The organism is Methylobacterium sp. M6A4_1b (genome assembly GCF_053345175.1).
This window is the reverse complement of record NZ_JBKEZQ010000004.1, coordinates 146,952-171,741: the sequence shown is the minus strand read 5'-3', so window position 1 is coordinate 171,741 and position 24,790 is coordinate 146,952. Positions and strand designations below refer to the sequence as shown.

Sequence of the window (24,790 nt, the reverse complement as noted above, 5' to 3'; positions counted from 1 at the left end):
GCATGCCCGTCCACCCATGGGCGCCCGGCGCCGATATCGCCGGCTCCCACAGCTAAGTTCCACGCCTGGACTGTGCAGGCGGACGGGCTGTGCCACTTAGGGGCGAAGATGCCCGAGGCTCTGCCCCCCGGGCCGGAACCCCGTGTGAACGATGGCGGCGATCTTACGTCTTGTGGTGGCCTGGGCGAGCGTCGCCGCCTTCGCCGTCCATGGTCCGTCCTGGCTCGGAAGTCTCGATTCGCCGCTCTGGGCCACCGCCCTGTTCCTGTGGCTGTTCTCCGTCATCCTCTGGGCGGCCTTCGGCGTGGTCCACGAGGCCGAGGAACTGGCGCACAGGCTCGGCGAACCGCTGGGCACGCTGGTGCTGACCCTGTCGATCGTCCTCATTGAGGTCGCCCTGGTCTCGGCCGTGATGCTCTCGCCGAAATCGGTGCCGACCCTCGGGCGCGACACGATGTTCGCCGTCCTGATGATCGTCCTCAACGGAATCGTGGGCCTCGGCCTGCTGATCGGTGGGCTGCGACACCACCAGCAATCCTACAACCTGCAGGGCACCTCGGCCTTCCTGTCGGTGATCATCCCCCTGGCCACCATCGCGCTGATCATCCCGAACTTCACCACCTCGACCACCGGCGGCACGCTGACCACCCTCCAGGCCGTGGCGTTCTCGGTGTTCACGGTGGCGCTCTACGGCATCTTCCTGATGATCCAGACGGGCCGGCACCGCAGCTTCTTCATCCACGACGGCGGCCAGATGGCGCGGTCGAACGCCGACGTTCCCACCGGACCCGAGGCTGGGGCCACGGGAGGCGTGCACGGCCTCACGGTGCTCAAGCATATCGGCCTCCTCCTCGCCAACATCCTGCCGATCGTGCTCCTGTCGAAGAGCCTCGCGTCGATCCTCGATCATGGCATCGAGGCCCTGGGCGCGCCGAGCGCGCTGGGCGGCGTCCTGATCGCCGCCATCGTGTTCACGCCCGAGGGCATCAGCGCCCTGAAGGCCATCGCCCGCAACGAATTGCAGCGCGCCATCAACCTCTGCCTCGGCGCGGCCACCTCGACCATCGGCCTCACGGTGCCGGCCGTGCTCGCCGTCGGGCTGATCTCGGGGCAGACCGTCGTGCTCGGCCTCGCTCCGACCGAGATGACGCTCCTCGTCGTCACGCTGATCCTCAGCACCCTGACCTTCTCGGGCCAGCGGACGACCGTGCTCGAGGGCGCCGTCCACCTGGTTGTCTTCTTCGTCTATCTCGTGCTGATCTTCAGCCCGTGATGGATATCCTCGTCGTCGGTGCCGGAATCGTCGGTCTCGCGGTGGCCAGGGCGCTCGCGCGCCGCGGCCACGCGGTCATCGTGGCCGAGGCCGAGAACGCCATCGGGACGGGAATCTCGGCGCGCAATTCCGAGGTGATCCATGGCGGGATGTATTACCCCGCCGGCTCCCTGCGCGCCCGGCACTGCGTCGCCGGAGCGGCGATGCTCGCCGCGTTCTGCGACAGCCACGGCGTCGCCTATCGCCGCTGCGGCAAGCTCATCGTCGCCACCGACGAATCCGAGCGCGACGCCATCGCGGCGCTCCGCGCACGCGGCGACGCCAACGGCGTTCCGGGCCTGACGCTCCTCGATGGAGCCCAAGCCCGCGCCCTCGAGCCCAATCTCGCCTGCGTCGCGGCCCTGCACGCGCCCGGCACCGGCATCGTCGACAGCCACGGCCTGATGCTGGCCCTCCAAGGCGACCTGGAGGATGCCGGCGGCGCCGTCGCCTTCGACAGCCGGATCACGGACGTCGCGCGGGCCGGGCAGGGCTGGAGCGTCACGGTCAACGGCGAAGTCCTGCCCTTCGACGCCGTGGTCAACGCCGCCGGCCTCGGAGCCCAGGCCATCGCCGCCGCCGTGGAGGGCTATCCCGCCGCGCGCATTCCGCGCCAGGTCCTGGCCAAGGGCAGCTATTTCGGCTGCACCGGACGGCCGGCCTTCTCGCGCCTGATCTATCCGGCGCCGGTCGAGGGCGGCCTCGGCATCCACCTCACCCTCGATCTCGCCGGCCGGATGCGCTTCGGACCGGACGTCGAATGGGTCGATACCCTGGACTATCGGGTCGATCCCGCCCGCGCCGAGCCTTTCGCCCGCGCGATCCGCCGTTACTGGCCGGGCCTGCCCGACGGCGTGTTGACGCCGGATTATGCCGGCATCCGTCCGAAGCTGACGGGACCGGGCGAGCCCGCCGCCGACTTCCGGATCGACGGCCCGGCCGAGCACGGGCTTTCCGGCCTGATCCATCTCTTCGGGATCGAGAGCCCGGGCCTGACCTCGAGCCTGTCCCTTGCCGAGGATGTCGCCGACCGCCTCGTCGGACCCTGAATATCGCGGCGGCTCCTAGCCTTCGGCGACGAAGCGCAGGGTACCGGCGCGCCGGCTCGATCCGCCCGTATCGTTCGGATGGTTGACGCCGTCGACCACCGGAACCTCGGCGAAATCGAACGGGCTGAGGCCGTCGAGGCAGGCGACGTTGACGCCGTACTGGTTCGGGTTCGAGCGGCGCGTGTGATGGGTGTAGATCCCGCAGCGCGCGCAGAAGAAGTGCCGCGCCACGCCGGTATTGAAGCGATAGCTGGTCAACAGGTCCGCGCCCTGCAGGATCTCGACGCCGCCCGTCACGGCCGAGACGACGACGGCGCCGCGCATCCGGCAATAGGAGCAGGTGCAGCGGCGTACCGTGCCGAGGCCGTCGACGAGCGTCGCCCGGAACCGGACGCCGCCGCAATGGCACTGTCCGGAATGTGGGTTGGACCCCGTTTCCATGGCTCTCGACCTCCGATGGCACGGGCAAGCGATGCCCGGCCCCGATGGCGGGACAATGACGGACGGCTCAGCCGCCGAAGCGCTCCGTGTGGATGCGGGCGGGATCGAGCCCGGCATCGAGCAGCAGATCCGCCACCGCCCCGACGAAGGGGTTGCCGCCGCACAGATAGGCGTGGCGGGGCGGCCCGAGGCGATCCAGCGCCTCCGCGACCATCGTCGCGTCGACCCGGCGACCGCCGGCGCGGGTGAAGTTCAGCATCAGCTGAAAGTTCGGCTCGTCGCGGGCGCGCACGGCCAGTTCCTCGGTGGCGATGGTCTCGCTCGGATCGCGCACCGAGTAGAGGAGGAGGGCCGGCACCGCCGGCGCCGCCGCCGCGCGGTGACGCAGCATCGCCAGGAGGGGCACCACGCCCGAGCCGCCGCCGGCCAGGAGCAGGGGGCCGCCATCCTCGGGGCGCCAGACGAAGGCGCCGCCGATGGGGCCGCGCAGTTCGATCGTGTCGCCGACCTCCGCGACGCCGTCGAAGAAGCCCGAGACCTCCCCGTCCGGCAGGCCCTCGATCATCAGCTCGATGGTGCCGTCGCCGTCCGGGGCGGAGGCGATGGAGTAGCTGCGCTGCGCCTGATACCCGTCGGGCGCGGTGAGCCGGACGTCGACGTGCTGCCCGGCCAGGACGGGGCGGTCGAAGCCGACCCGGAAGCGGTAGCTCTTGACCCGGCTCGTCACCGGGCGGATCGCCGTGAGGGTGGCCGTCTGCCAGGAGAGGGGCCGTGCGGCCGGATCAATCACCGGTGAAGCGCTGCTCGCGCCAGGGGTCGCCGTACATGTGATAGCCCCGCAGCTCCCAGAATCCGCCCTCGTCGCGCTGGGTGAAGCGCAGACCCTTCACCCACTTGGCGCTCTTCCAGAAATACAGGTGCGGTACCAGGAGCCGGGCCGGGCCGCCATGGTCCGGTGGGATCGGCTTGCCGTCGTAGCGGGTCGCGACCATGCCCTTGCCGCCGGCCAGATCCGCGACGGGCACGTTGGTCGTGTAGTCGTCGTAACCCTCGGCGAGGAGGAAAGCCGTCGGCGCCGCGAGGCCGGCATCGGCGAGCAGGTCGTCGAAGCTGACGCCCTCCCAGGCCGTGTCGAACTTCGACCACTTCGTCACGCAGTGGATGTCCCCGCCCCAGCGGGTGCGCGGCAGGGCCTCGAAGGCGTCCCAGGTCCAGCTCTTGAGGGGGCGCGAGCCCTCCCGCAGGGTGAAGGACCACGTCGCGAGGTCGACCCGCGGGTTCGGGCCGATCTGGAGGACGGGAAAGTCCTCGGTGAGGTACTGGCCCGGGGGCAGGCGCTCGCGCGTCGCCTCTGGCGGCTTGCGCCCCGTGAAACCGCGTGTGCTCATCGTGCCCTCGTGCCCGTCCGTCCGCTCGCGGCGATCATGCGATGAACGACCGGTCCGCGGGGCAGGCTACCATCCCCTCAGCGATCGCGCAGCACCAGCCAGAGGGCGTGGATGGTGCCCGGCAGCACGCCCAGCAGGGTCAGCAGGATGTTGAGGAAGAACTGCAACCCGATTCCGGTGGTCAGGAGCACCGCGATCGGCGGCAGGAAGATCGCGAGGATGATGCGGACGAGGTTCGACACGGCGGCTCCGGGCAGATTGCGGTCGCGGGGTTGCGGTCGCAACGGCCAAACCGCAACGGGATCGCCGCGGTCGAGTTCCCGGCGTTTGGCCGGCGGATTGCTTTTTCTTAAACTCTGCCTCCCCAGAGTACCCGGCGGCGTCGATGCAGGCCGCTTCGTGCAGGACCCCTCGCGGATGATCGAAACTCTCGTTCGCGAGATCGAGCAGGTGGCGCAGGGCGACGCGTCCGGGCCGCGCGCCCGCATGCTCCAGCGCCTCTCGATGCTGTTCGCCGAGCGCGCCGGAGGACTGCAAGAGGTGCATGTCGAGGCCTTCGACGCCGTGATGCTTCCGCTCGCGCGTTCGGCCGCCGCCGCTTCGCGGGCCGCCCTGTCGGACGGCCTCGCAGACCTGGGCAACGCGCCGCGCGCCGTGGTGCGGGATCTGGCCCTCGATGCGGACATCGCCGTGGCGCGCCCGGTCCTGCAGCGCTCTCCGCGCCTCGCGGAATCCGATCTCGTCACCGTCGCGCAGTCGCGCGGGCAGGGCCATCTCAGGGTGGTCGCCCGGCGCCCGTCGTTGAGCGAGCGCGTCACCGACGTGCTGGTGGCGCGCGGCGACACGGAGACGGTGCAGGTCGTCGCCGGCAATGCCGGGGCAGCCTTCTCCGGCCTCGGCTACGCCGCCCTCGCCGAGCGGGCGCGGGTCGATGCGGTGCTGCGGGTCATGCTCGCAGCGCGCGCGGGGAAGACCTCCGCCGCCGTGGCCTCTCCGACGCGCGCGAGCGGTCTGCCGCGCCCGACCGAGGATGACGAGCGCCGGATCGAAGGCCTGATCAGAACCGGCGCGGTCGATGCGGCGCTCATCGAGGTCGCGCGCCTCGCGGAGGTGGCGCCGGAGGTCGCCCGGCGCGCCTACGCGGCCGCGGATCACGATCCGCTCCTGTTCCTGCTGCGTGCGATCCGCTTCGGCTTCGGAACCCTGAAGCTCTTCCTGGAGACGAGACCCGGACCCGCGCGCCTGCCGGAGGCGTGGGCCGGCATCCAGAACGCCTTCCAGGCTCTGTCCGTCACCACGGCGCAGCGGGTGGTGCGCCTGTCGGCGCAGCCGGGGGCTGGGTCGAATCCGCCCGGACGTTGATTCCGAAGCGCGCATGCTCGTCGAACTCCTGCACCTCCTCGTCACGCCGATCCCGTTCGCGCATCGCCGCCGCGGCCACCTGCGCGAGAGCGTGCTGCTGATGTCCCGGGGACGGCGCTGCCGCGCCGCCTGGGCGCCGCATCTCGCGGCCGCCCGCGCCGCGATCCTGGCCGCCTGCGAGGGGCTGGAGCGACGGCGCGTCGCGGTCGTCCTCGGCTCCGGGCTCCTCAGGGACGTCCCGCTCGCAGACCTCGCGGCGCGCTTCGAAGCGGTTCATCTCGTGGACGCGGTGCACCTCTGGCCGGCCCGCCTCGAGGCCCGGGCGCATCCCAACGTCCGGCTGATCACCGCCGACCTCTCGGCCGTGACGGACCGGCACGATCCGCTCTCCACTCTGTGCGGCGGAGAGGACGTCGACTTCGTGGTCTCGGCCAACCTCCTGTCGCAACTGCCCATCCTGCCCCTCGACCGGCCCGGCTTCGTGCCGCCGGATCTCGGAAGCCGGATCGTGCAGGCCCATCTCGACGGCCTCGCGCGCCTTCGCGCCCGCGTCTGTCTCCTCACCGACGTGGAGCAGGTCGAGGAGGATCGGAGCGGGCAGGTGACCGATCGGCTCGACCTCCTGCACGGGGTCCGCCTCGGGCGGCCCGACCGGTGCTGGACCTGGGACCTGGCGCCCTTCGGCGAGGCCGCGCGCCATCGCCGGCTCGTTCACCGCGTCGAGGCCTTCCTGGACTGGCGCGGACCCTGAAACGCCGAGAAGCCGCCCTTTGGGGGCGGCTTCCGGAAAACTCGCGACGAGGATCCGAACTCACTCGGTGACGGGCGTCGGATCATCGGCGCCGACGGCACCTTCCGGACCCTCGAACCGGGCGCGGCGGCGGCGGCGGGGCTTGGGCGCCGGTACATCGTCCTGGGACGCGGACGTCGTCTCGTCCCGAGGCTCCGACGGAACGGCCGGCTCGGGGGCCGGGACCGGGCGCGGCGGCGTCATCAGGAACGCCGGCAGAGCGGCCACGTCTTCGGCCGGGGCGGCCTCCCGCTCGTCACGGCGACGGCTGCGCCGGGGCGCCGCATCGTTTCCGCGGACGGACCGGGGTGCATCCTGGCGACCGGCTTCCTGACCGCCGAACTCGGGCCGCGGTGACTCGTTGGCCGGACTTTCCGCGCGTCCGTTCTCGTAACGGGGAGCGTCGGAACGGACCTGAGCCGGACGGAAATCCTGCCGGGGCTGATCCTGGCGGCTGTAGTCCTGACGGGGACCGTCCTGACGCGGATTGTCCTGCCGCGGGCTGTCTTGGCGATTCTGATCCGCCCGGAAGTCCTGGCGGTTGCCGTCCGGCCGGTTCGAATCTTGCCGGTTCGCATCCGGCCGATTGAAGTCCTGGCGCGGTGCGTCCTGCCGATTGCCGTCCTGGCGGCCGAAGTCGTCGCGACGGTTCTCCGGACGGTTGTTGTAGTCGGGGCGATTGCCGTCGCGCGGGTTGTCGAAGCGCTGCGGGCGGTCACCGCGATTGGCGAAGCGGTCGCGGCGGTTCTGCCGGTTGTTGTCGGAGCCCGAATCCTGCCGGTTGGCGTCTTGCCGGTTCGAGTCCTGCCGGTTCGAGTCCTGGCGATTGTAATCCTGGCGGTATCCATCAGGACGACCTTCCGGGCGCGCGTCCTGCCGGGGCTCGTAGGCCGGTGGCTGGGGCAGCTGGCCCGGATCACCGTAATCCTCGTTGTAGGAATTCGCGCCGTAGCTCGAGGCGGCGTAGCCCTGCGGCGCGTTCTGACCCTCGTCGCCGTCGTCATCACCCTCGTCGTCGAAGCCGCGGGCGTAGCCGCCGACCTGCTGACGGTTCTGTTCCTGGGCGCCGGAGATGATCCGGAAATAATGCTCGCCGTGCTGAAAGTAGTTCTCGGCCGCGACCGGGTCGCCACTGGCCTGCGCATCGCGCGCGAGCTGGGCATACTTGTCGGCGATGTGCTGAGCGGTGCCGCGAATCTTGACGTCCGGCCCGTTGGATTCGTAGGAACGCGTGAGCGGATTAGGACCTTTGGGGCGGTTGCGACCGCGCATCCGTCTATTCTGGTTTGGTCTCATCGGTCTCGATTGACCCTCGTTCGTCTCGGAGCGTCTGATGATGCGGCGGGTTCCAGGCGGCCACGACGCAGCCTCAAGTCAGGCTCGTCGCTGGCGCCGCGTGATCCGGGTCCGGTGTGTCCGTGATCGATTTCGCCGTGCTTGTCGTCTCTGTCCGTTGACCAAGGCGCGCTCTGAGCGTCCAGGCGTCCTTCGGTTTTCAGGCACGAAGTTGACCAAGCTCCTGCGCCTCTGCCCGCGCGCGCCAGCCTGATCGTGGGGAGATCGTCTAAGAGCGTCGCGGACCAAAGCCGCAACCCGTCTTACCACGATCCCGCTTAATGGATCGTTCGCGATCTGCCTGCGACAGTAGCGGTTCGCCGAGGGGGCAACAAGCGCTTTTTTGTTCGCCTGCATCTGACGCGCGCTGTTTTTCGGGTTTCCCGGGAGATTTTGGCGTTCGGCCGCTCTCAGAGCGGGCCGAAGCGCACGACACGGGCATGGCCGGTGAGGTCGCGGTGGATGGAGGCTGGGCCGAGACCGGACCGTGACCCGAGCTGCGCCACGGCCTCGGCCTGATCGAAGCCGACCTCGAAGGCGAGGGCGCCGCCCGGCGCGAGGCCGACGGACCCGTCCGCCAGGGCCCCGGCGATCCGCCGATAGGCATCGAGCCCGTCCGAGCCGCCGTCGAGGGCCGCCAGCGGGTCATGATCCCGCACCTCGACGTCGAGACCCGGGATCGTAGCGCTGGCGATGTAGGGTGGGTTCGAGACGACGAGGTCGAAGCGCCCGGAGAGACCCGCGGTCCAGTCCGCACAGACGAAGGCCGACCGTGGCCCGACGCCGTTGCGCGACGCGTTGGCGCGCGCCTGGACGAGGGCGCCGTGCGAGCGGTCCAGGCCGATGCCGAAGCCGTTCGGCAATTCGGTCAGCAGCGCCACGAGGATGCAGCCGGAGCCGGTGCCGAGATCGAGCACCCGCAGCGGTCGCCTTCGGTCGGGACGGAGGGCGAGGGCGGCTTCCACCAGGGTCTCGGTATCGGCGCGCGGGACGAGGGTTTCGGGCGCGAGCCCGAAGGGCAGGCCCCAGAATTCCCAGGCGCCGACGATCCGGGCGACGGGTTCGCCGGTGATGCGTCGCGCCACGGCCCGTTCGAGCGTGGCGGCGCCCTCCAGCCCCAGGGGCAGGGCGCCCTGCAGGATCAGGTCGGTGGCGCTGATTCCGAGGAGGTCGAGCAGGAGGAACCGGGCGTCGCGCGTCGGCACTCCGTGGGCGGCCAGCGCCTCCCCCATGCGCCGCAGGGCGTCGGTGCGGCTGAGCCCCGGGTCGAGACGCATCGGCGCCGGCGCGTCCATCCGGCTCAGGCCATGCCCTCGGCCGCCAGCAATTCGGCCTGGTGCTCGGTGACGAGGGCGTCGACGAGCTCGTCCAGAGCCTCGCCGGCCAGGACTTCCTCGAGCTTGTAGAGGGTCAGGTTGATGCGGTGGTCGGTGACCCGCGCCTGGGGGAAGTTGTAGGTGCGGATGCGTTCCGAGCGGTCGCCGGAGCCGACCTGCGACTTGCGGTCGGCGGCCCGGACCGCGTCCTTGGCGGTGCGCTCGGCGTCGTAGAGCTTCGAGCGCAGCAGCGACATCGCCCGGGCGCGGTTCTTGTGCTGCGAGCGTTCTTCCTGGACGAAGATCACGATGCCGCTCGGCATGTGGGTGATGCGGATCGCCGATTCCGTCTTGTTGACGTGCTGTCCGCCTGCGCCCTGCGAGCGCATGGTGTCGATCTTCAGGTCGGCGTCGTTGATGACGATGTCGACCTCCTCCGCCTCCGGCAGCACCGCCACGGTGGCGGCGGAGGTGTGGATGCGTCCCTGGGTCTCGGTGTCCGGCACGCGCTGGACGCGATGGGCGCCGCTCTCGAACTTGAGGCGGGCGAATACGCCCTTGCCCTTCACCTCCGCGATGACCTCGCGGTAGCCGCCGACGGTGCCCTCGCTCTCGGAGATCACCTCGACCTTCCAGCCTTTGGCGTCGGCGTACCGGCCGTACATGCGGAAGAGGTCGCCCGCGAACAGGGCGGCCTCGTCGCCGCCGGTGCCGGCGCGGATTTCCAGGATGGCGCTCTTCTCGTCGGCGGAATCCTTCGGCAGCAGGATCAGCTGGAGCGCGCGGTGGGCCGCCTCCAGGCCGGCCTCGGCCTCCGGCTTCTCGTCGGCGGCGAGCGCCCGCATCTCGGAATCACTCCCCGGTTCGTCGATCAGCGCCTCGATGTCGGCGAGGTTCTGCGCCGCCGCGCGGTAGGCGTGGATCGCGGCGACGACCCCCTCCAGCTCCGACAATTCGCGCGACAGCTGCACGAAGGTGTCGGAATCGGCCGAGCCGGCGCTCAGCGTCGCGGTGACGATGTCGTGGCGCGTCAGGATCGCGTCGAGACGGTCTGCAGGAATAGGGGTCATCGCCCGTGAAAAACTCTCATCAGAACAAGGGCTCGTCGGGCCGGAGGCCTTCGTCGACGACGGGGCCGCGGCACGACCCGGTGAGATAGGTACGCCGAGGCTAGATGGGCACGCCCTGCGCCTTCGCGAAGGCCGCGAGGGCCGGACGGAGGCTGGCGCCGTCCCCGGCGCGGGCCAGTTCGGTGTCGAGCAAGGCCGCCACCGCAGTGACGTCGAGGCCCAGCACCATGGCCTTCACGGGGCCGATGGCGGCCGGCGACATCGAGAGGTGACGGAACCCGAGGCCGATCAGCGCCATGGCTTCGAGGGGCCGGCCGCCGATCTCGCCGCAGACGGTGGCGGGGCAGCCGGCAGCCGCCGCGCGCTCGGCGATGACGCGGAAGGCGCGCAGGGCGGGCACGCTCAGGGTGTCGAAGCGGTCCGCCACCCGGCGGTTCTCGCGGTCGACGGCGAACAGGAACTGCATCAGGTCGTTGGAGCCCACCGACAGGAAGTCGGCGGCCCGGGCGATCTCGTCGATCTGGAACAGGAGCGAGGGCACCTCCACCATCACGCCGAGCCTGCAGTCGCTCGGCAGGGCGTGGCCGTGCCGGCGCAGATGCGCCTTCTCGCGCTCGACGATGGCCTTGGCGCGGGTGAACTCGTCCACCGTCGCCACCATCGGGAACATGATCTTCAGGGCGCGCCCGCCGGCCGCCTTCAGCAGGGCGCGCAGCTGCACCCGCAGGAGGGCCGGACGGTCGAGGCCGATGCGGATCGCGCGCCAGCCCAGGGCCGGGTTCTCCTCCTCGAGGGCCGGCATGTAGGGCAGGATCTTGTCGCCGCCGATGTCGAGGGTGCGGATCGTGACGGGCAGGTCGCCGGTGGCCGCGAACACCGCCTCGTACAGGGCCTGCTGCTCGGCGGCCGAGGGCATGCGCTGGGCCACCATGAACTGCAGCTCGGTGCGGAACAGGCCGATGCCGTCCGCCCCGGTCTCGTGCAGGTGGGTCAGGTCGATCAGGAGGCCGGCGTTGAGCTGGAGGCCGATCGGCGTGCCGTCGAGGGTGACGGCGGGCACGTCGCGCAGCGCCCGGTACTGCTCCTGCCGCCGGGCGCGCAGGCGCACCATCTCGGCATAGGCCGCCTCGATCTCCGGGCCGGGCCGGACCTGGATCTCGCCGGTGGCGCCGTCGACGATGATCGCGTCCCCGGCGTCGCAGAGCGCGGTCGCGTTGGCGATCTCGCCCACCGCCGGGATGCCCAGCGCGCGGGCCACGATGGCGATGTGGCTCGTCGGCCCGCCTTCCTCCAGCACGACGCCGCGGAGCGCCGTGCGGTCGTAATCGAGGAGGGCGGCCGGGCCCATGGAGCGCGCGACCAGGATCGCGTTCTCGGGCAGGACGCGCTGCGCGCCGTTGCCCTCGGCACCGATCAGGGTTCGCAGAAGGCGATTCGCCAGGTCGTCGAGATCGTGCAGGCGGTCGCGCAGATACGGATCGCTCTGGCGCATCATCCGGGCGCGATTGTCCGACTGGACGCGCTCGACGGCGGCCTCGGCGGTCAGGCCCGAATGCACGGCCTCCCGCATCCGGCGCAGCCAGCCCTTGTCGTGCGCGAACATGCGCACGGTCTCCAGCACCTCGCGGGATTCGCCCGTACCGATGCTGTCGCCGCGCTCGACGAGGTCGTCGATGGCCGAGCGGACCTCGCCGATGGCCAGCTCGAGGCGTTCGACCTCGCGGTCGACGTTCTCGGCGATCAGCTGCTTGATGACGATGCGCGGCTCGTGCAGCACCACGTGCCCGAGGCCGATGCCATCGGCCAGCGCCACGCCGCGCTGGCTGACCGGACGGCGCGCGGCGGAGCCGGCGCCCGGCGCCAGGGCCTGCAACTCGCCCGAGGCGATCATCTCGGACAGCACCATGGCGGTGGTCTGGAGCGCCTCGATCTCCTCCTCGGAATAGACCCGGTAGGTCTTGTTCTGGACGACGAGCACGCCGAGGGTGTTGCCGGCGCGCAGGAGCGGCACGCCCAGGAAGGCGTGATAGGCCTCTTCGCCCGTCTCCGGGCGATAGGAGAAGGCCGGGTGGGACTGGGCGTCGGAAAGGGACAGCGGCTCGGCGGTCTTGGCGATGAGGCCGACCAGGCCCTCGTCCGCCCGCAGACGCGTCAGGTGGACGGCCTCGCGGTTCAGACCCTCGGTTGCAAACAGTTCGAGGATGTTGTCATCGCTGAGGACGTAGACCGAGCACACCTCCGCGATCACGTTGGCGGCGATCAACGTGACGATGCGGTCGAGACGGGCCTGTGGGCTGACCGGCTCCGCCATCGCTTCGCGGAGGCGGCGCAGAAGCAGGCGCGGGCCTCCGGGCGCAGCGGGCATGGTCTCCTCGATCCGGCTTCGGCCTCGTGTCCGGTTCGCGCGCAGGCGTTCGCGCGCTCCGGGTCTTCAGGCCTGGTCGAGGCCGTATAGCGAGTGGAGCGTGCGAACGGCAAGCTCCGTGTAGGCGGCATCGATCAGGACGGAGAACTTGATCTCCGAAGTGGTGATGGCGCGGATGTTGATGCCCTTCTGCGCCAGCGCCCGGAAGGCCTTGGCGGCGACGCCCGCGTGGCTGCGCATGCCGACGCCGATGGCCGAGACCTTGACCACGTCGGTGGCGCCCTCGATCTGGGCGAACTCGATCGCGCCGCTCTGCGCGTCGAGGATCTTGCGCGCCCGGTCGTAATCCGCCGACGGGACCGTGAAGGTCATGTCGGTGGTCGACTGGTCGCCCGACACGGTCTGGATGATCATGTCGACGTTGATGTTGGCGTCCGCCAGCGGGCCGAAGATGGCGGCGGCGATGCCGGGGCTGTCCTTCACGCGACGAAGCGTGATCTGCGCCTCGTCCCGGGAGAAGGCGATCCCGGTGATGATCTGCTGTTCCACGATGTCGTCCTCGTCGCAGATGAGGGTGCCGGGCCGGGCATTGTCCGGCGGATCGAAGGAGGAGCGCACCGTGGTCGGCACGCGATGGACCATGGCGAGCTCGACCGAGCGGACCTGCAGGACCTTGGCGCCCAGGGACGCCATCTCCAGCATTTCCTCGAAGGTCACGCGCTCCATGCGCTTGGCCTTCTGAACCACGCGCGGATCGGTGGTGTAGACGCCGTCGACGTCGGTGTAGATGTCGCAGCGCTCGGCCCCGATGGCGGCCGCGATCGCCACGGCGCTGGTGTCCGAGCCGCCGCGGCCCAGGGTGGTGACCCGGCCGGTGGCCTCGTGCATGCCCTGGAACCCGGCGATGACCGCGACCTCGCCGCGCCGGAAGCCCTCGTCGAGGCGGGCACCGTCGATGCCCTCGATGCGGGCGGAGCCGTGGGCGTCCGAGGTCAGGATCGGGATCTGCCAACCCTGCCAGGAGCGGGCCTTGATGCCGTTCTTCCGGAGCGCGATGGCCAGCAGCCCGGCGGTGACGAGTTCCCCCGACGCGACCACCGCGTCGTACTCGGCCTCGTCGTAGATCGGGTTCGCATCCTTGACCCAGGCGACGAGCTCGTTGGTCTTGCCGGACATGGCCGAGACCACGACGGCCACGTCGTAGCCGGCCGCGACCTCGCGCGCCACGTGGGCCGCCACGTTGCGGATGCGCTCGACATTGGCGACGGACGTACCGCCAAACTTCATCACCAGACGGGGCATGTTCTCACCAGACGGAGCCTGTCGCGTCCGCGACACATCGCGTTTGCCAGGGATGCGGCGGGCCGCGGACGGACTTCCTCCGCCCGCACGGCCGTCCGCGTCGCTTGGCTGCTGTACCGGACAGGGCTTCGGCGGGTACAAGGGCCGCCCGGGCGTGTCAACAATGGGGCGCGCCCACTTCGCACGAGACATGCCGAGACGATGACCGCACCCACAGGCGCCTCCATCGACCGCGACGAGGTCGCCCGCTTCGAGGCCATCGCGGCGACGTGGTGGGACGAGGCCGGGCCGATGCGCGTGCTGCACCGGTTCAATCCGGTCCGCCTCGCCTATATCCGCGACACGGCCTGCCGGCATTTCGGGCGGGACGCCCGCGCGCCCTTCGCCCTGGACGGCCTGACCCTGGTGGATATCGGCTGCGGCGGCGGCGTCCTGTCCGAGCCGCTGGCGCGCCTCGGCGCCCGGGTGACCGGGCTCGACCCGGCGCCCACCAACGTCAAGGTGGCCCAGGCCCATGCCGATGCCGGGGGCGTGCCGGTCGATTACCGCGCCCGCACCATCGAGGACGTCGTGGCCGCCGGCGAGCGCTTCGACATCGTGCTCGCCATGGAGGTGGTGGAGCACGTGGTCGACATGCCGGCCTTCGTCGCCCAGGCGGCGCGGGCGGTGAAGCCCGGCGGCCTCTTCTTCGCCGCCACCCTCAACCGGACGCTGCGCTCCTTCGCGCTCGCGATCGTCGGGGCCGAATACGTCCTCGGCTGGCTGCCCAAGGGCACCCACGATTGGGAGAAGTTCGTGCGGCCCGATGAACTCGGCCGCGCGGTGAGTGCCGGGGGCCTCACCGTCACCGACACGACCGGGGTGGTGCTCAACCCCCTCGACGGTTCCTGGCGAGCGAGCCGCGACACCGCGGTGAATTACATGATCACGGCGCAGCGCCCGGTCGGCGCCGTGCCGCCGGCCTGAACCTTCGCGGTCGTCCGCTGTTGGTCGGCGTACCCCGTGGGAGACCGACCTTGCTCGAAAAGATTCCGCACGCCGTTGGCGCCGCCCTGTCCGGCCTGAAGGCCGGACTCGACAAGACGGCCTACGAGACCACCTTCGCCGAGGTGCCCGAGGGCCTGTCGCTCACCAGCCTCGCCTTCACCGACGGCACATCCATGCCGGCGCGCTTCACGGCCGACGGGACCGGCGCCTCGCCGCCCCTGGGCTGGACCGGCCTGCCGCCCGGCACGGCGCGGGTCGTGATCCTTTGCGAGGATGCGGGCAGCCCGACGCCGAGCCCTCTCGTCCACCTGATCGCCTGGAATCTCGATCCCGGCGCACCGCTGTCCGAAGGGGCGGCGAGCCAGGCCGGATCGGGACTCGACCTCGGCAAGAACAGCTTCCTCAAGCCGGGCTGGCTGCCGCCCGACCCGCCGACCGGCCACGGATCGCACACCTACCTGTTCCAGGCCTATGCCCTCGGCCGGGCGCTGGAGCTGCCCGAGCATCCCGGACGGGGCGCGCTGTTGGAGGCGATGGCCGGCCACGTGCTCGCCAAGGGTTGTCTCGCCGGTCTCTACGCGCGCCCCTGACGCCTGCCCGCTTGCGCGGACGCCCGGGCCGGTGCAAGCGCCGATACGAGGATCACGCGAAAGGTTTGGGCATGAAGGCGCTGCTGTGTACCCGGCTCGGGGGACCGGAGGATCTGGAACTCGCGGATCTGCCCGATCCCGTGCCCGGACCGGGCGAGGCCCTGATCCGCGTCACGCTCGCGGCGCTCAACTTCTTCGACACCCTGATCATCGCCGGCCGCTACCAGGTGAAGCCCGAGCTGCCGTTCTCGCCGGGCGGCGAGGCCTGCGGCGTGGTCGAGGCCCTGGGCGAGGGGACCGAGGGCTTCGCGGTCGGAGACCGCGTCATCGTCCACCAGAAGTTCGGCACCTGCCGCGCGCGCATCGCCGTCGCCACCCGGCACCTGACCCGCGTGCCGGAGGGCGTCTCTGACGAGCAGGCCGCCGGACTCACCATCACCTACGGCACCTCGCTCCACGCCCTGCGCGACCGGGCCCGGCTGCAGCCCGGCGAGACCCTTGCGGTGCTCGGCGCCTCCGGCGGCGTCGGCCTCGCGGCGGTGGAACTCGGCGCGATCATGGGCGCCCGCGTGATCGCCTGCGCGTCCTCCCCCGAGAAGCTGGCGACGGCGCGCGCCCACGGGGCGACGATGGCGGTGGACTATACCGCCGAGACCCTGCGCGAGGCCCTGCGCACGCTCACCGAGGGCGAAGGCGTCGACGTGATCTACGATCCGATCGGCGGCGACTACGCCGAGCCGGCCCTTCGGTCGCTGGGCTGGAAGGGCCGCTACCTCGTCATCGGTTTCGCGGCCGGCGATATTCCGCGCATCCCGCTCAACCTGGCGCTGCTGAAGGGCATCGACATTCAGGGCGTGCACTGGGGCGTCTTCGTGGAGCGCGAGCCGGAGGCGCACCGGACCAACCAGGAGCAGCTTCTCGCCTGGGTGGCGGAGGGCCGCCTGACCGCCAAGGTCCACGGCGTGTACCCACTCGCCGACTACGAGGCCGCGCTCGGCATCCTCAAGCGGCGCGAGGCCGTCGGAAAGGTGCTGCTCCGCCCGTGATCGCCGGTCCGTTCGCGTGGCGGATCCCGGGGAAATCCGGGATCCGCCACGCGACGGCTCTCGCCCAGGGCGACGGCGTCAGAGCAGGCCCTGCGCCTTGGCGAGGGCCACGAGGTCGTGCTGCGGCCGGGCGCCGATGTGCTGGATCACCTCGGCGGCGGCGAGAGCGCCCAGGCGGGCGCTGGCCGTGTGGTCGAGGCCGCGGGCATGTCCGGCCAGGAAACCGGCCGCGAAGAGGTCGCCCGCTCCCGTGGTGTCGACGAGTTCGTGAACCGGGGAGGCAGCCACGGCCTGCACGTCGCCGCCCTGGATCACGAGGGCGCCCTCCGCCGAGCGGGTGACGAGCGCCAGGAGGTCCTTGCCGCGGGACACGCTCTCGGCGCGCAGCGCCGTGACGGCGGCCTCGGCATCGTCCGTCTCGTAGAGGCTCTGCAGCTCGGCCATGTTGGCGAACAGGATGTCGATGCTGCCGTCGCGGATCAGGCCGAGGAATTCGTCCCGGTAGCGCCCGACGCAGAACGCGTCCGACAGGGTCAGTGCCGCGGCGTTGCCGGCCTCGTGGGCGATCGTCACGGCCTTGCGGAACGCGTCCTTGGCGGCCGGCGGATCCCAGAGGTAGCCTTCGAGGTAGACCACGCGGGCGCTCGCCACGGTGGCCGCGTCGACATCGGCCGGGGAGAGGCCCTGGCAGGCGCCGAGATAGGTGTTCATGGTGCGCTCGCCGTCCGGCGTCACCAGGATGAAGCAGCGGGCGGTCGCGGGTCCATCGACCGCGGCGGCGACCGGGAAGCGGACGCCGGTGGCCTTGAGGTCGTGGGCGAAGAGACCGCCGAGCTCGTCGTCGCGGACCTTGCCGACGAAGCCGGTCTTCGCTCCGAGCATCGCCGCGCCCACCGCCGTGTTGGCGCCGGAGCCGCCCGACACGATGGTGGCCGGACCCATGGCGGCGAAGAGCGACTCGGCCCGCGCCGCGTCGATCAGCTGCATCGCCCCCTTCGGCACACCCTGCGCCGCCAGGAATTCCTCCTCCGTGCGGGCGATGAGGTCGACGATGGCGTTGCCGAGAACGAGGAGGTCGAGGGATTCGGGCATCGGGCCGTCCAGTCTGGCGATGTGGGGGAAAACTGCGCCGGGCTGTGGCATCGCTCCCGGCAGGGGTCAAGCGAACCCGGCCGGCACCCGCGCCTATTGCAGCGTCTTCACTTCGCACTGCGCGAAGTCGCTGCTCGCCTTCACGTAGGCGTTCAGCGCCTTGACGTAGGCTTCCGCCAGGGGACGGAACGCGGCGGCCTTTTCGTTGTAGGCCTTGATGGCGTCGTTGTAGCTGTAGGCCTCCCAGCCCGGGCAGCCGCCCTTGGCGTCGAGGCAGGCCGGCTTGGCCGGGAGCGGCGGTTTGGCCGGACGGGACGCGGCCGGGGGTGGCTCGGGCGACGTGCAGGCGGCGCGCGCCGCGCCGGCCGAAACCAGGATGCCGAGGCCGAGGGCTGCCACCCGTAAGATCCGTGTCCGCATGCGGGCTCTCCCCTCCGTGACGCCGGCCGCTTCATGCGCGTGACGGCGACCCTGAGCAAGTCCCGCATGCGCCGGACCTCAGCGCGCCGCCACGGCCTCGCGCGCCGCCGCCGGAGCGGGGCGCGGCACCGGCGCGGCCTTCGGTTTGCCGCGCCCGCTCCTGTCCTTCCGGGCGCGGACGGCGTTGAGCACCGGAACGGCGAGGCCGAGGGCCAGCACCCACCAGGCCGGCCGGATCGTGTCCGGAAAGTCGAGGTTGGCCGACAGGACGAGGCTCGCCGGAATGCCGCTCGCGACGCCATACCAGGCCGCTTCCAGCAGTGCGGTCAGGAGAGTGGCGGCGACCGCGAGGCCCAGCAGGGTGAACGGGTTGGTCGGCCAGCCGAATCGCTGCATCGCGCGGTGGCCCATCAGCAGCAGGAAGGCTCCGGTCCAGAACACCGGGTCGGACACGTCGATCTTGGCCTGCAGGTAATAGTGGATCAGGCCCAGGATCGCGATGACGTAGACGGTCTTGTGCAGGCGCGGCCAGGCCTTGCCGAGGCGCCGGATCATCCCGTCCGTGGAGGTGACGCCGAGGACCGCGAGGCCGAGCAGCGCCACGAAGCCGATGGTGAGATAGATCCGGGACACGATCTCGGTGACCACCTTGGTCAGCACGAAATTCTGGTCGACGACGTAGAGCATCAGGTGGATCAGCCCGTAGGCCAGCACCGTCAGGCCGAGCATGCGCCGCACCAGGATGAGCTTCGGCGCATGGGCGACCCGGCGCAGGGGCGTCACCGCCAGGGATAGCATCAGGAATCGCACCGCCCATTCGCCGGTGCCGTGCAGCAGCGCCGTGATCGGCTTCGCCCCGAGGGCATCGGCGGCGTAGGCCCCGGCGAGCCAGAGGCCCGGGGCGAGGGCGAACAGGAAGGTCGCGAGCTTCAGGCCGGAGACGCGTCCGGCGCGGTCGCGCCAGGGCGCGGAGAAGGCGGGGAGGGCTAGCATGGCGATCCGGGATCGTGGGACGATTGTCGCGAAAGATAGGGGCCGGGAAGGATCCGTGAGGCGGCGCGGGGTCGCAGATGGAGTCGCGGGACCGTCGCGGCGTCGTGGTGTCGGGGCGTATTCGCCGGGTCGGTGCCCGGGTTACACGTCTGTGCAGAGCGATCGCCGGCCCGGAACCTTGGCCGGTGCCGCAACGGTTCTCGATTGCTATAAGCCGACGCCGCGCCCGCCCCCGATCACGAAGCATCCTCATGCCCGAAGAGACCGCCGACAGCCTCGAGACGATGAACGCCGAGACGGCGCGGGCCGAGCACGCGGACCTCTCCGAACGGATCGCCGAGGCCGACCGGCTCTATCACCAGGAGGACGCGCCCGAAATCACGGATGCGGCCTACGATTCCCTGCGCCGGCGCCTGGAGCAGATCGAGGCGCGGTTTCCGGACCTTGCCGGGACGGGGGCCGCCAGCGCCTCGGTGGGGGCCAAACCGTCCGAGAAGTTCGCCAAGGTCCGCCACGCGGTGCCGATGCTCTCGCTGGGTAATGCCTTCGCGGACGAAGAGGTGGCGGAATTCGTGGCCCGAGTCCGGCGCTTCCTGAACCGACCCGAAGCCGAGCCCCTGGCCTTCACCGCCGAGCCGAAGATCGACGGTCTTTCCCTGGCCCTGCGCTACGAGGATGGGCGCCTCGTCACGGCGGCGACCCGCGGCGACGGCGAGGTCGGCGAGGACGTCACCGCCAATGCCCGCACCGTCTCCGACATCCCCCAGCAGCTTTCCGGGACGGACGTGCCCCGGGTCTGCGAGATCCGCGGCGAGGTCTACCTCAGCCACGCGGATTTCGCCGCGATCAACGCCCGCCAGGCGGCGGCCGGCAAGGCGCTGTTCGCCAATCCCCGCAACGCGGCGGCCGGTTCCCTGCGCCAGCTCGACCCCGAAATCACCCGCTCACGGCCGCTCAAGTTCTTCGCCTATGCCTGGGGCGAGGTGGTGCCGGCCTTCGAAGGGACGCAGCACGGCGTGCTGCAGCGGTTTTCCGAGTGGGGCCTTCCGGTCAACGACCGCACCCGGCTCTGCGCCGACGCCGAGGCGATGATCGCGCACTATCGAAGCATCGAGGCCGAGCGCGCGGATCTCGGCTACGACATCGACGGCGTCGTCTACAAGGTCGACGACTTGGCGCTGCAGCGCCGCCTCGGCTTCGTCTCGCGCTCGCCGCGCTGGGCGCTGGCCCACAAGTTCGCGGCCCAGAAGGCGCTGACGGTCGTCGAGGACATCGAGATCAATGTCGGGCGCACCGGTTCACTGAATCCGCTGGCCAGGCTCCGTCCGGTCACGGTCGGCGGCGTCGTGGTGTCGAACGCCACCCTGCACAACGAGGGCTACGTCCAGGGTCTCGGCGCCGATGGCGAACCGATCCGCGACGGGCGCGACATCCGGATCGGCGACACCGTCGTGGTGCAGCGGGCCGGCGACGTCATCCCGAAGGTGATGGACGTGGTGCTGGAGAAGCGCCCGGCCGACGCGAAGCCCTACGCGTTTCCGACCCACTGCCCCGCCTGTGGCAGCCGCGCCGTGCGCGAGATCAATCCCCGCACGGGCAAGCCCGACGCCGTGCGCCGCTGCACCGGCGGCCTGATCTGCCCGGCGCAGGGAGTCGAGCGCCTGAAGCACTTCGTCTCGCGCAACGGCTTCGACCTCGAGGGCTTCGGCCAGACATACATCGAGGTGCTGTTCGAGGCCGGCCTTGTCCGCCAGCCCGCCGACCTGTTCCGGCTCGCGTTCGAGCCCCTGAAGGCCGCCATCGTGGCGCGGCGCGAGGCGCTCTCCGCCGAGCGGCGGGCCGAGGGCGTGCCCGCTCCGAAGAAGCCGACGAAGAAGAAGGGCGAGGAGGAGGACAAGGCGATCAAGAACCTCCTCGCCTCGGTGGAGGATCGTCGCAGCCTGCCGCTGAACCGCTTCCTCTTCGCCCTCGGCATCCCGGAGATCGGGGAGTCCACGGCCAAGGCGCTGGCCAAGCGCTTCGCCGACATCCCCGACCTGATGGAGGCCGTCGCCGCCGCGGCCCGCGACCAGGCCGGGCCGGACTGGATCGAACTCTCCGCGCTGTCCCGCATCGGTCCGACCACCCGCGACCGTCTGCTGGAGGTCGGTTATCCCCGCGCGGGCGGCGAGCCGGAGGCCGGCGAGGACGAGGAGGCCGAGACCCATCCGCAGGGGCGGGCGCGCCTGTCGGCGCCCCAGCGCGCCAGCCTGCTCGGCCATTACGGCGACGCGGACGCCATCGCGGCGGGTCTCGCGCGGGCGGCCGAGCAGCGGCCGGGCGACGCCTATCGCCACTTCGCCGATGACGGCGAGATCGGCCCCGTGGCGACCGACTCGCTGATCGCCTTCTTCGCCGAGCCGCACAACGACGCGGCGGTCCGGGCGCTGCTCGCCGAAGTGAAGACCGAGCCGATGGCGGCGCCGGCCTCCGCCACGGCCTTCGCCGGAAAGACCGTGGTGTTCACCGGCAGCCTCGAACAGATGACCCGGTCCGAGGCCAAGGCGACGGCCGAGCGCCTGGGCGCCAAGGTCTCCGGCTCGGTCTCGGCCAAGACCGACCTCGTCGTGGCCGGTCCGGGTGCGGGCTCGAAGCTGAAGGACGCGCAGAAGCACGGCGTCGAGGTCATCAGCGAGGAGGCATGGCTGGCGCTCGTCGCCAGCGCTTGAGCCGGGATTCGCGGACGCCTAGAGTTCGGCGTCTGCACCCGCAGGAGCTTGGCCGCGTCCGGCCGGGACAAAGCGCCATCATTCCCGCATGACCGTGATCGCCCTGGACTTCGAGACCGCCAACGAGCGGCGCGACAGCGCCTGTGCCGTCGGGCTCGCCTGGATCGCCGGCGGCCGAGTGGTCCGGCGGGAATCCCGGCTGATCCGGCCGCCGGAGCTGCGCTTCTCGCCGGGCAACATCCGGGTCCACGGCATCCTCCCAGCGGACGTGCGCAACCAGCCGGCCTTCCCCACCGTCATGGCGGAGTTCCTGCCCGAGCTCGCCTCCGGGCTGATCCTCGCCCACAACGCCGGCTTCGACCTCGGCGTGCTGCGCGCCTCCCTGGCCGCGCACGGGGTTCGACCCCCGGCCTTCTCCTATCTCTGCACGCTGCAGATCGCCCGGCGGGTGTTTCCGGCGGAGGAGGGCTGCGGCCTCGGCAAGGTCGCGGCGCGGCTCGGGATCCGCTTCGAGCATCACGACGCGGGCGAGGATGCCTATGCCTGCGCGGAGATCGCTCTCGCCGCCGTGCGGGAGACCGGTGCGCCGGACGTGCCGGCCCTGTCGCGGGCGCTTCACCTGCCGATCACCACGGCCCCGGCCGGTCCCGACCTCGCCATGCCTCCGCGCAGCCGGCCCGGCTCCTTGACGGAGCGTGCCCGTCTCGCCGCAGGCGCGCGCTCAACGTCTTCGGCGGGCCTGCATTTCGCGGTGCGCGGCAGCAGCGGCAACCGCTATGCCGTGACCCTGGAGGATCGCACCGGCGGCCCGCACCTGCGCTGCACCTGCATGGCCGGCCGCTACGGCACCCGGTGCCGCCACGTGAAGGCGCTGCTTGCCGGCGACATCACCGACCTGCTGTCGAGCAACCACGACGATGTCGAGATCCTGCGCGTCCGGATGACGGCGGTCTCGGTGGGGTGAGGCGGTCGCCGCCTCACCCGTCGTAAGATCCACCCGGGGAAAGCCTTACGCTGCCTTCTTCACCGCCGCGTCGCCGTAGAACGTGCCGCCGCGGGCGGCCATGTCCAGGAGGTTCGGCGGTGCGGCGAAGCGCGGGCCGTGCTTGGCTTCCAGGCCCTGCGCCAGCGTCACGAACGCCTGGGCGCCCATGAAGTCGATGTAGGACAGAGCGCCTCCGGTGAACGGCGCGAAGCCGAAGCCGAGAATCGAGCCGACGTCCGCCTCGCGTGGGTCGGTGACGACGCCCTCGCCGACGGTCCGCGCGGCTTCCAGCGCCTGCACCACCAGGAGGCGCTGCTTCAGCTCGGCGAAGTCCACGTCGTCCGGATCGACCTTGGTCGCCTGGAGGCCGGCGAGGCCGGGCCACAGGCGCTTGGGCGCACCCTCGGGATAGTCGTAGAAGCCGCGCCGGTTCTTGCGGCCGAGCCGGCCCTCGCCCTCGACGAGGGTGGACAGCAGCGCCTTCTGGGCCGGGTCGATGCTCTCGGCCCCGAGCTGCGCCTCCGTCGCCTTGACGATCTTCAGGGCGAGATCGACGGCCACCTCGTCGGTCAGCGAAAGGGGACCGACCGGCATGCCCGTCTGGCGGCCGGCATTCTCGATCATCGCCGCCGGAATGCCCTCGTTGAGCATCTTGTGGCCCTCGAGCAGGTAGGCGCCGACACAGCGGTTGGCGAAGAACCCGCGCGCATCGTTGACGACGATCGGGGTCTTCTTGATCGCCCGGACGTAGTCGAGGGCGGTGGCCAGCGCCGCGTCGCCGGTCTGGTCGCCCTTGATGATCTCGACGAGCATCATCTTTTCGACCGGCGAGAAGAAGTGGATGCCGACGAACTGCTCCGGCCGGGCCGAGGTCTTGGCGAGGCCCGTGATCGGCAGGGTGGAGGTGTTGGAGGCGAAGATCGTCTCCGGCCGGATGACGGCCTCGACCTTGGCTATGACCTCGGCCTTCACCTTCGGGTCCTCGAACACCGCCTCGATCACGAGGTCGCAGGTGGCGAGGTCGGAATAGTCGGCGCTCGCGCTGATGCGGGCCAGGAGGGCGTCGCGATCGGCAGTCTTGGCGCGACCCTTGTTGATCTGGTCGGTGACGAGCTTGTGGGCGTAGGCCTTGCCCTTCTCGGCCGCCTTGACCGACTGGTCGACGAGCACGACCTCCATGCCCGCATTGGCCGTGACGTAGGCGACGCCCGCGCCCATGAAGCCCGCGCCGATGACGCCGACCCGCCGGACCTTGGTGGCCGGCACGTCCTTCGGGCGGCGCGCGCCCTTGTTGAGTTCGCCCATGGAGAGGAACAGCGTGCGGATCATCGCCGCCGCCTCCTTGCTCCGCAGGATGTGGGCGAAGTACCGGCTCTCGACGCGCAGACCCTGATCCATCGGCAGCTGCAGGCCCTCGTAGACGGAGGCCAGAATCGCCTTGGCAGCCGGGTAGTTGTCGTGCGTCTCGCGCCGGTAGATCGCGTTGGCCGGGGGCCAGATCATCATGCCGGCCGGCGAGTAGACCTTGCCGGACGGCGCCTTGAACTTCGGCTGGTCCCAGGGCGCCACGGCCGAGCCGCCGCCCGCGATCCAGGCCTTGGCCTTGGCGACGATCTCGTCCTTGGCCGCCACCTCGTGGGCGAGCCCCATGTTCCTGGCCATCAGCGGACGGATCTGCTCGCCCTTGAACAGCATCTGCAGGGCGTCGCCGGTCTGCATCAAGCGTGCGACGCGCTGCGTGCCACCACCGCCCGGAAACAGGCCGACCTTGATTTCGGGCAGGCCGACGCGGGTCTTCGGATCGTCGGAGAGCACGCGGTAGTGACAGGAGAGGGCGAGTTCGAAGGCGCCCCCGAGGCAGATGCCGTTCACCGCCGCCGCGAAGGGCTTTCCGCAGGTCTCGAGCTTGCGAAAGACGAGGCTGAGCTTGCGCGACTCCTCGAAGAAGTGGCGCATCGCCTCCTCCTCGCCGCGCTCGGCCTTGAGGGCTTCGAACTCGCGGCCGAGACCCTGGAGCATGGTCAGGTCGGCGCCGCCCGAGAAGTTGTCCTTGCCCGAGACGATGACGCAGCCCTTGATCGCGGGGTCCGCCACCACGGCGTCGACCACCTGGCTCAGTTCGTCCATCACCGCATTGGTGAAGACGTTCATCGAGCGGCCGGGCATGTCCCAGGTCGCCAGCGCGATGCCGTCGGCGTCGGTCTCGAGTCGGAAATTGGTGAGATTCATCGCTGATCCT

Annotated in this window: 22 protein-coding genes; 9 read left to right on the top strand and 13 right to left on the bottom strand. The window is 70.8% G+C overall.

Translation table 11 applies throughout. The annotated features are described in order from the left end of the window. The first annotated feature begins 151 nt into the window (after positions 1-151). Complete coding sequence (locus tag ACLBWX_RS06120) at positions 152-1,273, top strand: calcium:proton antiporter (RefSeq protein WP_447676184.1); 1,122 nt, start codon at positions 152-154, stop codon at positions 1,271-1,273. Continuing rightward, positions 1,273-2,361 carry an NAD(P)/FAD-dependent oxidoreductase gene (locus tag ACLBWX_RS06115; protein ID WP_447676183.1) on the top strand — a complete coding sequence of 363 codons (1,089 nt, stop codon included), beginning with the start codon at positions 1,273-1,275 and terminating at the stop codon, positions 2,359-2,361. Before ACLBWX_RS06120 ends, ACLBWX_RS06115 begins: the two co-directional genes overlap by 1 nt. A 15-nt stretch (positions 2,362-2,376) precedes the next feature. Here the strand turns inward: ACLBWX_RS06115 and ACLBWX_RS06110 are convergent, their stop codons facing one another. The 4 genes from ACLBWX_RS06110 to ACLBWX_RS06095 form a co-directional block, all read right to left on the bottom strand. Further along, the gene (locus ACLBWX_RS06110; protein WP_447676182.1) at positions 2,377-2,802 is read right to left on the bottom strand and encodes a GFA family protein; all 426 of its coding nucleotides are present in this window, start codon (positions 2,800-2,802) and stop codon (positions 2,377-2,379) included. 67 nt (positions 2,803-2,869) lie between these two features. After that, positions 2,870-3,592 (bottom strand): FAD-binding oxidoreductase, encoded by a 723-nt coding sequence (locus tag ACLBWX_RS06105; RefSeq protein WP_447676181.1) that lies wholly within the window; start codon positions 3,590-3,592, stop codon positions 2,870-2,872. Then, positions 3,585-4,190, bottom strand: coding sequence for a sulfite oxidase-like oxidoreductase (locus ACLBWX_RS06100; RefSeq protein ID WP_447676180.1), 606 nt, complete (start codon positions 4,188-4,190; stop codon positions 3,585-3,587). The genes ACLBWX_RS06105 and ACLBWX_RS06100 overlap by 8 nt, the downstream gene beginning before the upstream one ends. A 77-nt stretch (positions 4,191-4,267) precedes the next feature. Next, a complete protein-coding gene (locus tag ACLBWX_RS06095; RefSeq protein ID WP_447676179.1) occupies positions 4,268-4,432 on the bottom strand; it encodes a YqaE/Pmp3 family membrane protein in 165 nt (54 codons plus the stop codon). A gap of 175 nt (positions 4,433-4,607) precedes the next feature. On the opposite strand from ACLBWX_RS06095, the gene ACLBWX_RS06090 reads away from it, so the two are divergent. Together ACLBWX_RS06090 and ACLBWX_RS06085 are read left to right on the top strand one after the other, a co-directional pair. Further along, the gene (locus tag ACLBWX_RS06090; protein ID WP_447676178.1) at positions 4,608-5,552 is read left to right on the top strand and encodes a DUF2336 domain-containing protein; all 945 of its coding nucleotides are present in this window, start codon (positions 4,608-4,610) and stop codon (positions 5,550-5,552) included. A 13-nt stretch (positions 5,553-5,565) separates the two neighbouring features. Beyond that, the gene (locus tag ACLBWX_RS06085) at positions 5,566-6,303 is read left to right on the top strand and encodes a hypothetical protein (protein WP_447676177.1); all 738 of its coding nucleotides are present in this window, start codon (positions 5,566-5,568) and stop codon (positions 6,301-6,303) included. Between the two features lie 60 nt (positions 6,304-6,363). Here the strand turns inward: ACLBWX_RS06085 and ACLBWX_RS06080 are convergent, their stop codons facing one another. The 5 genes from ACLBWX_RS06080 to ACLBWX_RS06060 form a co-directional block, all read right to left on the bottom strand. After that, positions 6,364-7,614, bottom strand: a complete 1,251-nt coding sequence (locus ACLBWX_RS06080; RefSeq protein WP_447676176.1) for a DUF4167 domain-containing protein — start codon at positions 7,612-7,614, stop codon at positions 6,364-6,366. Positions 7,615-8,087: 473 nt separating this feature from the next. Then, positions 8,088-8,954 carry a peptide chain release factor N(5)-glutamine methyltransferase gene (prmC, locus tag ACLBWX_RS06075; RefSeq protein WP_447676175.1) on the bottom strand — a complete coding sequence of 289 codons (867 nt, stop codon included), beginning with the start codon at positions 8,952-8,954 and terminating at the stop codon, positions 8,088-8,090. A gap of 23 nt (positions 8,955-8,977) precedes the next feature. Further along, positions 8,978-10,063: a peptide chain release factor 1 gene (gene prfA / locus ACLBWX_RS06070; protein WP_447676174.1), complete on the bottom strand. Its 1,086-nt coding sequence runs from the start codon at positions 10,061-10,063 to the stop codon at positions 8,978-8,980. 100 nt (positions 10,064-10,163) lie between these two features. Continuing rightward, positions 10,164-12,428 carry a phosphoenolpyruvate--protein phosphotransferase gene (ptsP, locus tag ACLBWX_RS06065; protein WP_447676173.1) on the bottom strand — a complete coding sequence of 755 codons (2,265 nt, stop codon included), beginning with the start codon at positions 12,426-12,428 and terminating at the stop codon, positions 10,164-10,166. A gap of 66 nt (positions 12,429-12,494) precedes the next feature. After that, on the bottom strand, positions 12,495-13,730 hold the full coding sequence (locus ACLBWX_RS06060; RefSeq protein WP_447676172.1) for an aspartate kinase: 1,236 nt from the start codon (positions 13,728-13,730) through the stop codon (positions 12,495-12,497). Positions 13,731-13,931: 201 nt separating this feature from the next. On the opposite strand from ACLBWX_RS06060, the gene ubiG reads away from it, so the two are divergent. The 3 genes from ubiG (at position 13,932) to ACLBWX_RS06045 (ending at position 16,353) form a co-directional block, all read left to right on the top strand. Next, positions 13,932-14,696 carry a bifunctional 2-polyprenyl-6-hydroxyphenol methylase/3-demethylubiquinol 3-O-methyltransferase UbiG gene (ubiG, locus tag ACLBWX_RS06055; RefSeq protein WP_447676171.1) on the top strand — a complete coding sequence of 255 codons (765 nt, stop codon included), beginning with the start codon at positions 13,932-13,934 and terminating at the stop codon, positions 14,694-14,696. Positions 14,697-14,746: 50 nt separating this feature from the next. Then, on the top strand, positions 14,747-15,307 hold the full coding sequence (locus ACLBWX_RS06050) for a YbhB/YbcL family Raf kinase inhibitor-like protein (RefSeq protein WP_447676170.1): 561 nt from the start codon (positions 14,747-14,749) through the stop codon (positions 15,305-15,307). 71 nt (positions 15,308-15,378) lie between these two features. Further along, on the top strand, positions 15,379-16,353 hold the full coding sequence (locus ACLBWX_RS06045) for an NADPH:quinone oxidoreductase family protein (RefSeq protein ID WP_447676169.1): 975 nt from the start codon (positions 15,379-15,381) through the stop codon (positions 16,351-16,353). A gap of 78 nt (positions 16,354-16,431) precedes the next feature. On the opposite strand, the gene ACLBWX_RS06040 is transcribed toward ACLBWX_RS06045, so the two are convergent. The 3 genes from ACLBWX_RS06040 to ACLBWX_RS06030 all read right to left on the bottom strand — a co-directional run bounded on the left by ACLBWX_RS06040 (position 16,432) and on the right by ACLBWX_RS06030 (position 18,858). Next, positions 16,432-17,445 (bottom strand): adenosine kinase, encoded by a 1,014-nt coding sequence (locus ACLBWX_RS06040; RefSeq protein WP_447676168.1) that lies wholly within the window; start codon positions 17,443-17,445, stop codon positions 16,432-16,434. A gap of 93 nt (positions 17,446-17,538) precedes the next feature. Continuing rightward, positions 17,539-17,865 carry a hypothetical protein gene (locus tag ACLBWX_RS06035; RefSeq protein WP_447676167.1) on the bottom strand — a complete coding sequence of 109 codons (327 nt, stop codon included), beginning with the start codon at positions 17,863-17,865 and terminating at the stop codon, positions 17,539-17,541. A gap of 78 nt (positions 17,866-17,943) precedes the next feature. Then, positions 17,944-18,858, bottom strand: a complete 915-nt coding sequence (locus tag ACLBWX_RS06030) for a sulfite oxidase heme-binding subunit YedZ (RefSeq protein WP_447676166.1) — start codon at positions 18,856-18,858, stop codon at positions 17,944-17,946. A gap of 251 nt (positions 18,859-19,109) precedes the next feature. On the opposite strand from ACLBWX_RS06030, the gene ligA reads away from it, so the two are divergent. Then, positions 19,110-21,566, top strand: a complete 2,457-nt coding sequence (gene ligA, locus ACLBWX_RS06025) for an NAD-dependent DNA ligase LigA (protein ID WP_447676165.1) — start codon at positions 19,110-19,112, stop codon at positions 21,564-21,566. Positions 21,567-21,654: 88 nt separating this feature from the next. Further along, positions 21,655-22,530 carry a 3'-5' exonuclease gene (locus tag ACLBWX_RS06020; RefSeq protein WP_447676164.1) on the top strand — a complete coding sequence of 292 codons (876 nt, stop codon included), beginning with the start codon at positions 21,655-21,657 and terminating at the stop codon, positions 22,528-22,530. Positions 22,531-22,575: 45 nt separating this feature from the next. On the opposite strand, the gene ACLBWX_RS06015 is transcribed toward ACLBWX_RS06020, so the two are convergent. Then, positions 22,576-24,780, bottom strand: a complete 2,205-nt coding sequence (locus tag ACLBWX_RS06015) for a 3-hydroxyacyl-CoA dehydrogenase NAD-binding domain-containing protein (protein WP_447676163.1) — start codon at positions 24,778-24,780, stop codon at positions 22,576-22,578. Positions 24,781-24,790: the final 10 nt, after the last annotated feature.

Excerpts from the sequence above, each read along its gene's own strand:
- ACLBWX_RS06015 (WP_447676163.1), bottom strand. The coding sequence starts at position 24,780 with ATGAATCTCACCAATTTCCGACTCGAGACCGACGCCGACGGCATCGCG.
- ACLBWX_RS06110 (WP_447676182.1), bottom strand. The coding sequence starts at position 2,802 with ATGGAAACGGGGTCCAACCCACATTCCGGACAGTGCCATTGCGGCGGC.
- ACLBWX_RS06120 (WP_447676184.1), top strand. The coding sequence starts at position 152 with ATGGCGGCGATCTTACGTCTTGTGGTGGCCTGGGCGAGCGTCGCCGCC.
- ACLBWX_RS06030 (WP_447676166.1), bottom strand. The coding sequence starts at position 18,858 with ATGCTAGCCCTCCCCGCCTTCTCCGCGCCCTGGCGCGACCGCGCCGGA.
- ACLBWX_RS06040 (WP_447676168.1), bottom strand. The coding sequence starts at position 17,445 with ATGCCCGAATCCCTCGACCTCCTCGTTCTCGGCAACGCCATCGTCGAC.
- ACLBWX_RS06035 (WP_447676167.1), bottom strand. The coding sequence starts at position 17,865 with ATGCGGACACGGATCTTACGGGTGGCAGCCCTCGGCCTCGGCATCCTG.
- prfA (WP_447676174.1), bottom strand. The coding sequence starts at position 10,063 with ATGACCCCTATTCCTGCAGACCGTCTCGACGCGATCCTGACGCGCCAC.
- ACLBWX_RS06060 (WP_447676172.1), bottom strand. The coding sequence starts at position 13,730 with ATGCCCCGTCTGGTGATGAAGTTTGGCGGTACGTCCGTCGCCAATGTC.
- ACLBWX_RS06085 (WP_447676177.1), top strand. The coding sequence starts at position 5,566 with ATGCTCGTCGAACTCCTGCACCTCCTCGTCACGCCGATCCCGTTCGCG.
- ACLBWX_RS06100 (WP_447676180.1), bottom strand. The coding sequence starts at position 4,190 with ATGAGCACACGCGGTTTCACGGGGCGCAAGCCGCCAGAGGCGACGCGC.
- ligA (WP_447676165.1), top strand. The coding sequence starts at position 19,110 with ATGCCCGAAGAGACCGCCGACAGCCTCGAGACGATGAACGCCGAGACG.
- ACLBWX_RS06020 (WP_447676164.1), top strand. The coding sequence starts at position 21,655 with ATGACCGTGATCGCCCTGGACTTCGAGACCGCCAACGAGCGGCGCGAC.
- prmC (WP_447676175.1), bottom strand. The coding sequence starts at position 8,954 with ATGCGTCTCGACCCGGGGCTCAGCCGCACCGACGCCCTGCGGCGCATG.
- ubiG (WP_447676171.1), top strand. The coding sequence starts at position 13,932 with ATGACCGCACCCACAGGCGCCTCCATCGACCGCGACGAGGTCGCCCGC.
- ACLBWX_RS06090 (WP_447676178.1), top strand. The coding sequence starts at position 4,608 with ATGATCGAAACTCTCGTTCGCGAGATCGAGCAGGTGGCGCAGGGCGAC.
- ACLBWX_RS06045 (WP_447676169.1), top strand. The coding sequence starts at position 15,379 with ATGAAGGCGCTGCTGTGTACCCGGCTCGGGGGACCGGAGGATCTGGAA.
- ACLBWX_RS06115 (WP_447676183.1), top strand. The coding sequence starts at position 1,273 with ATGGATATCCTCGTCGTCGGTGCCGGAATCGTCGGTCTCGCGGTGGCC.
- ptsP (WP_447676173.1), bottom strand. The coding sequence starts at position 12,428 with ATGCCCGCTGCGCCCGGAGGCCCGCGCCTGCTTCTGCGCCGCCTCCGC.
- ACLBWX_RS06080 (WP_447676176.1), bottom strand. The coding sequence starts at position 7,614 with ATGCGCGGTCGCAACCGCCCCAAAGGTCCTAATCCGCTCACGCGTTCC.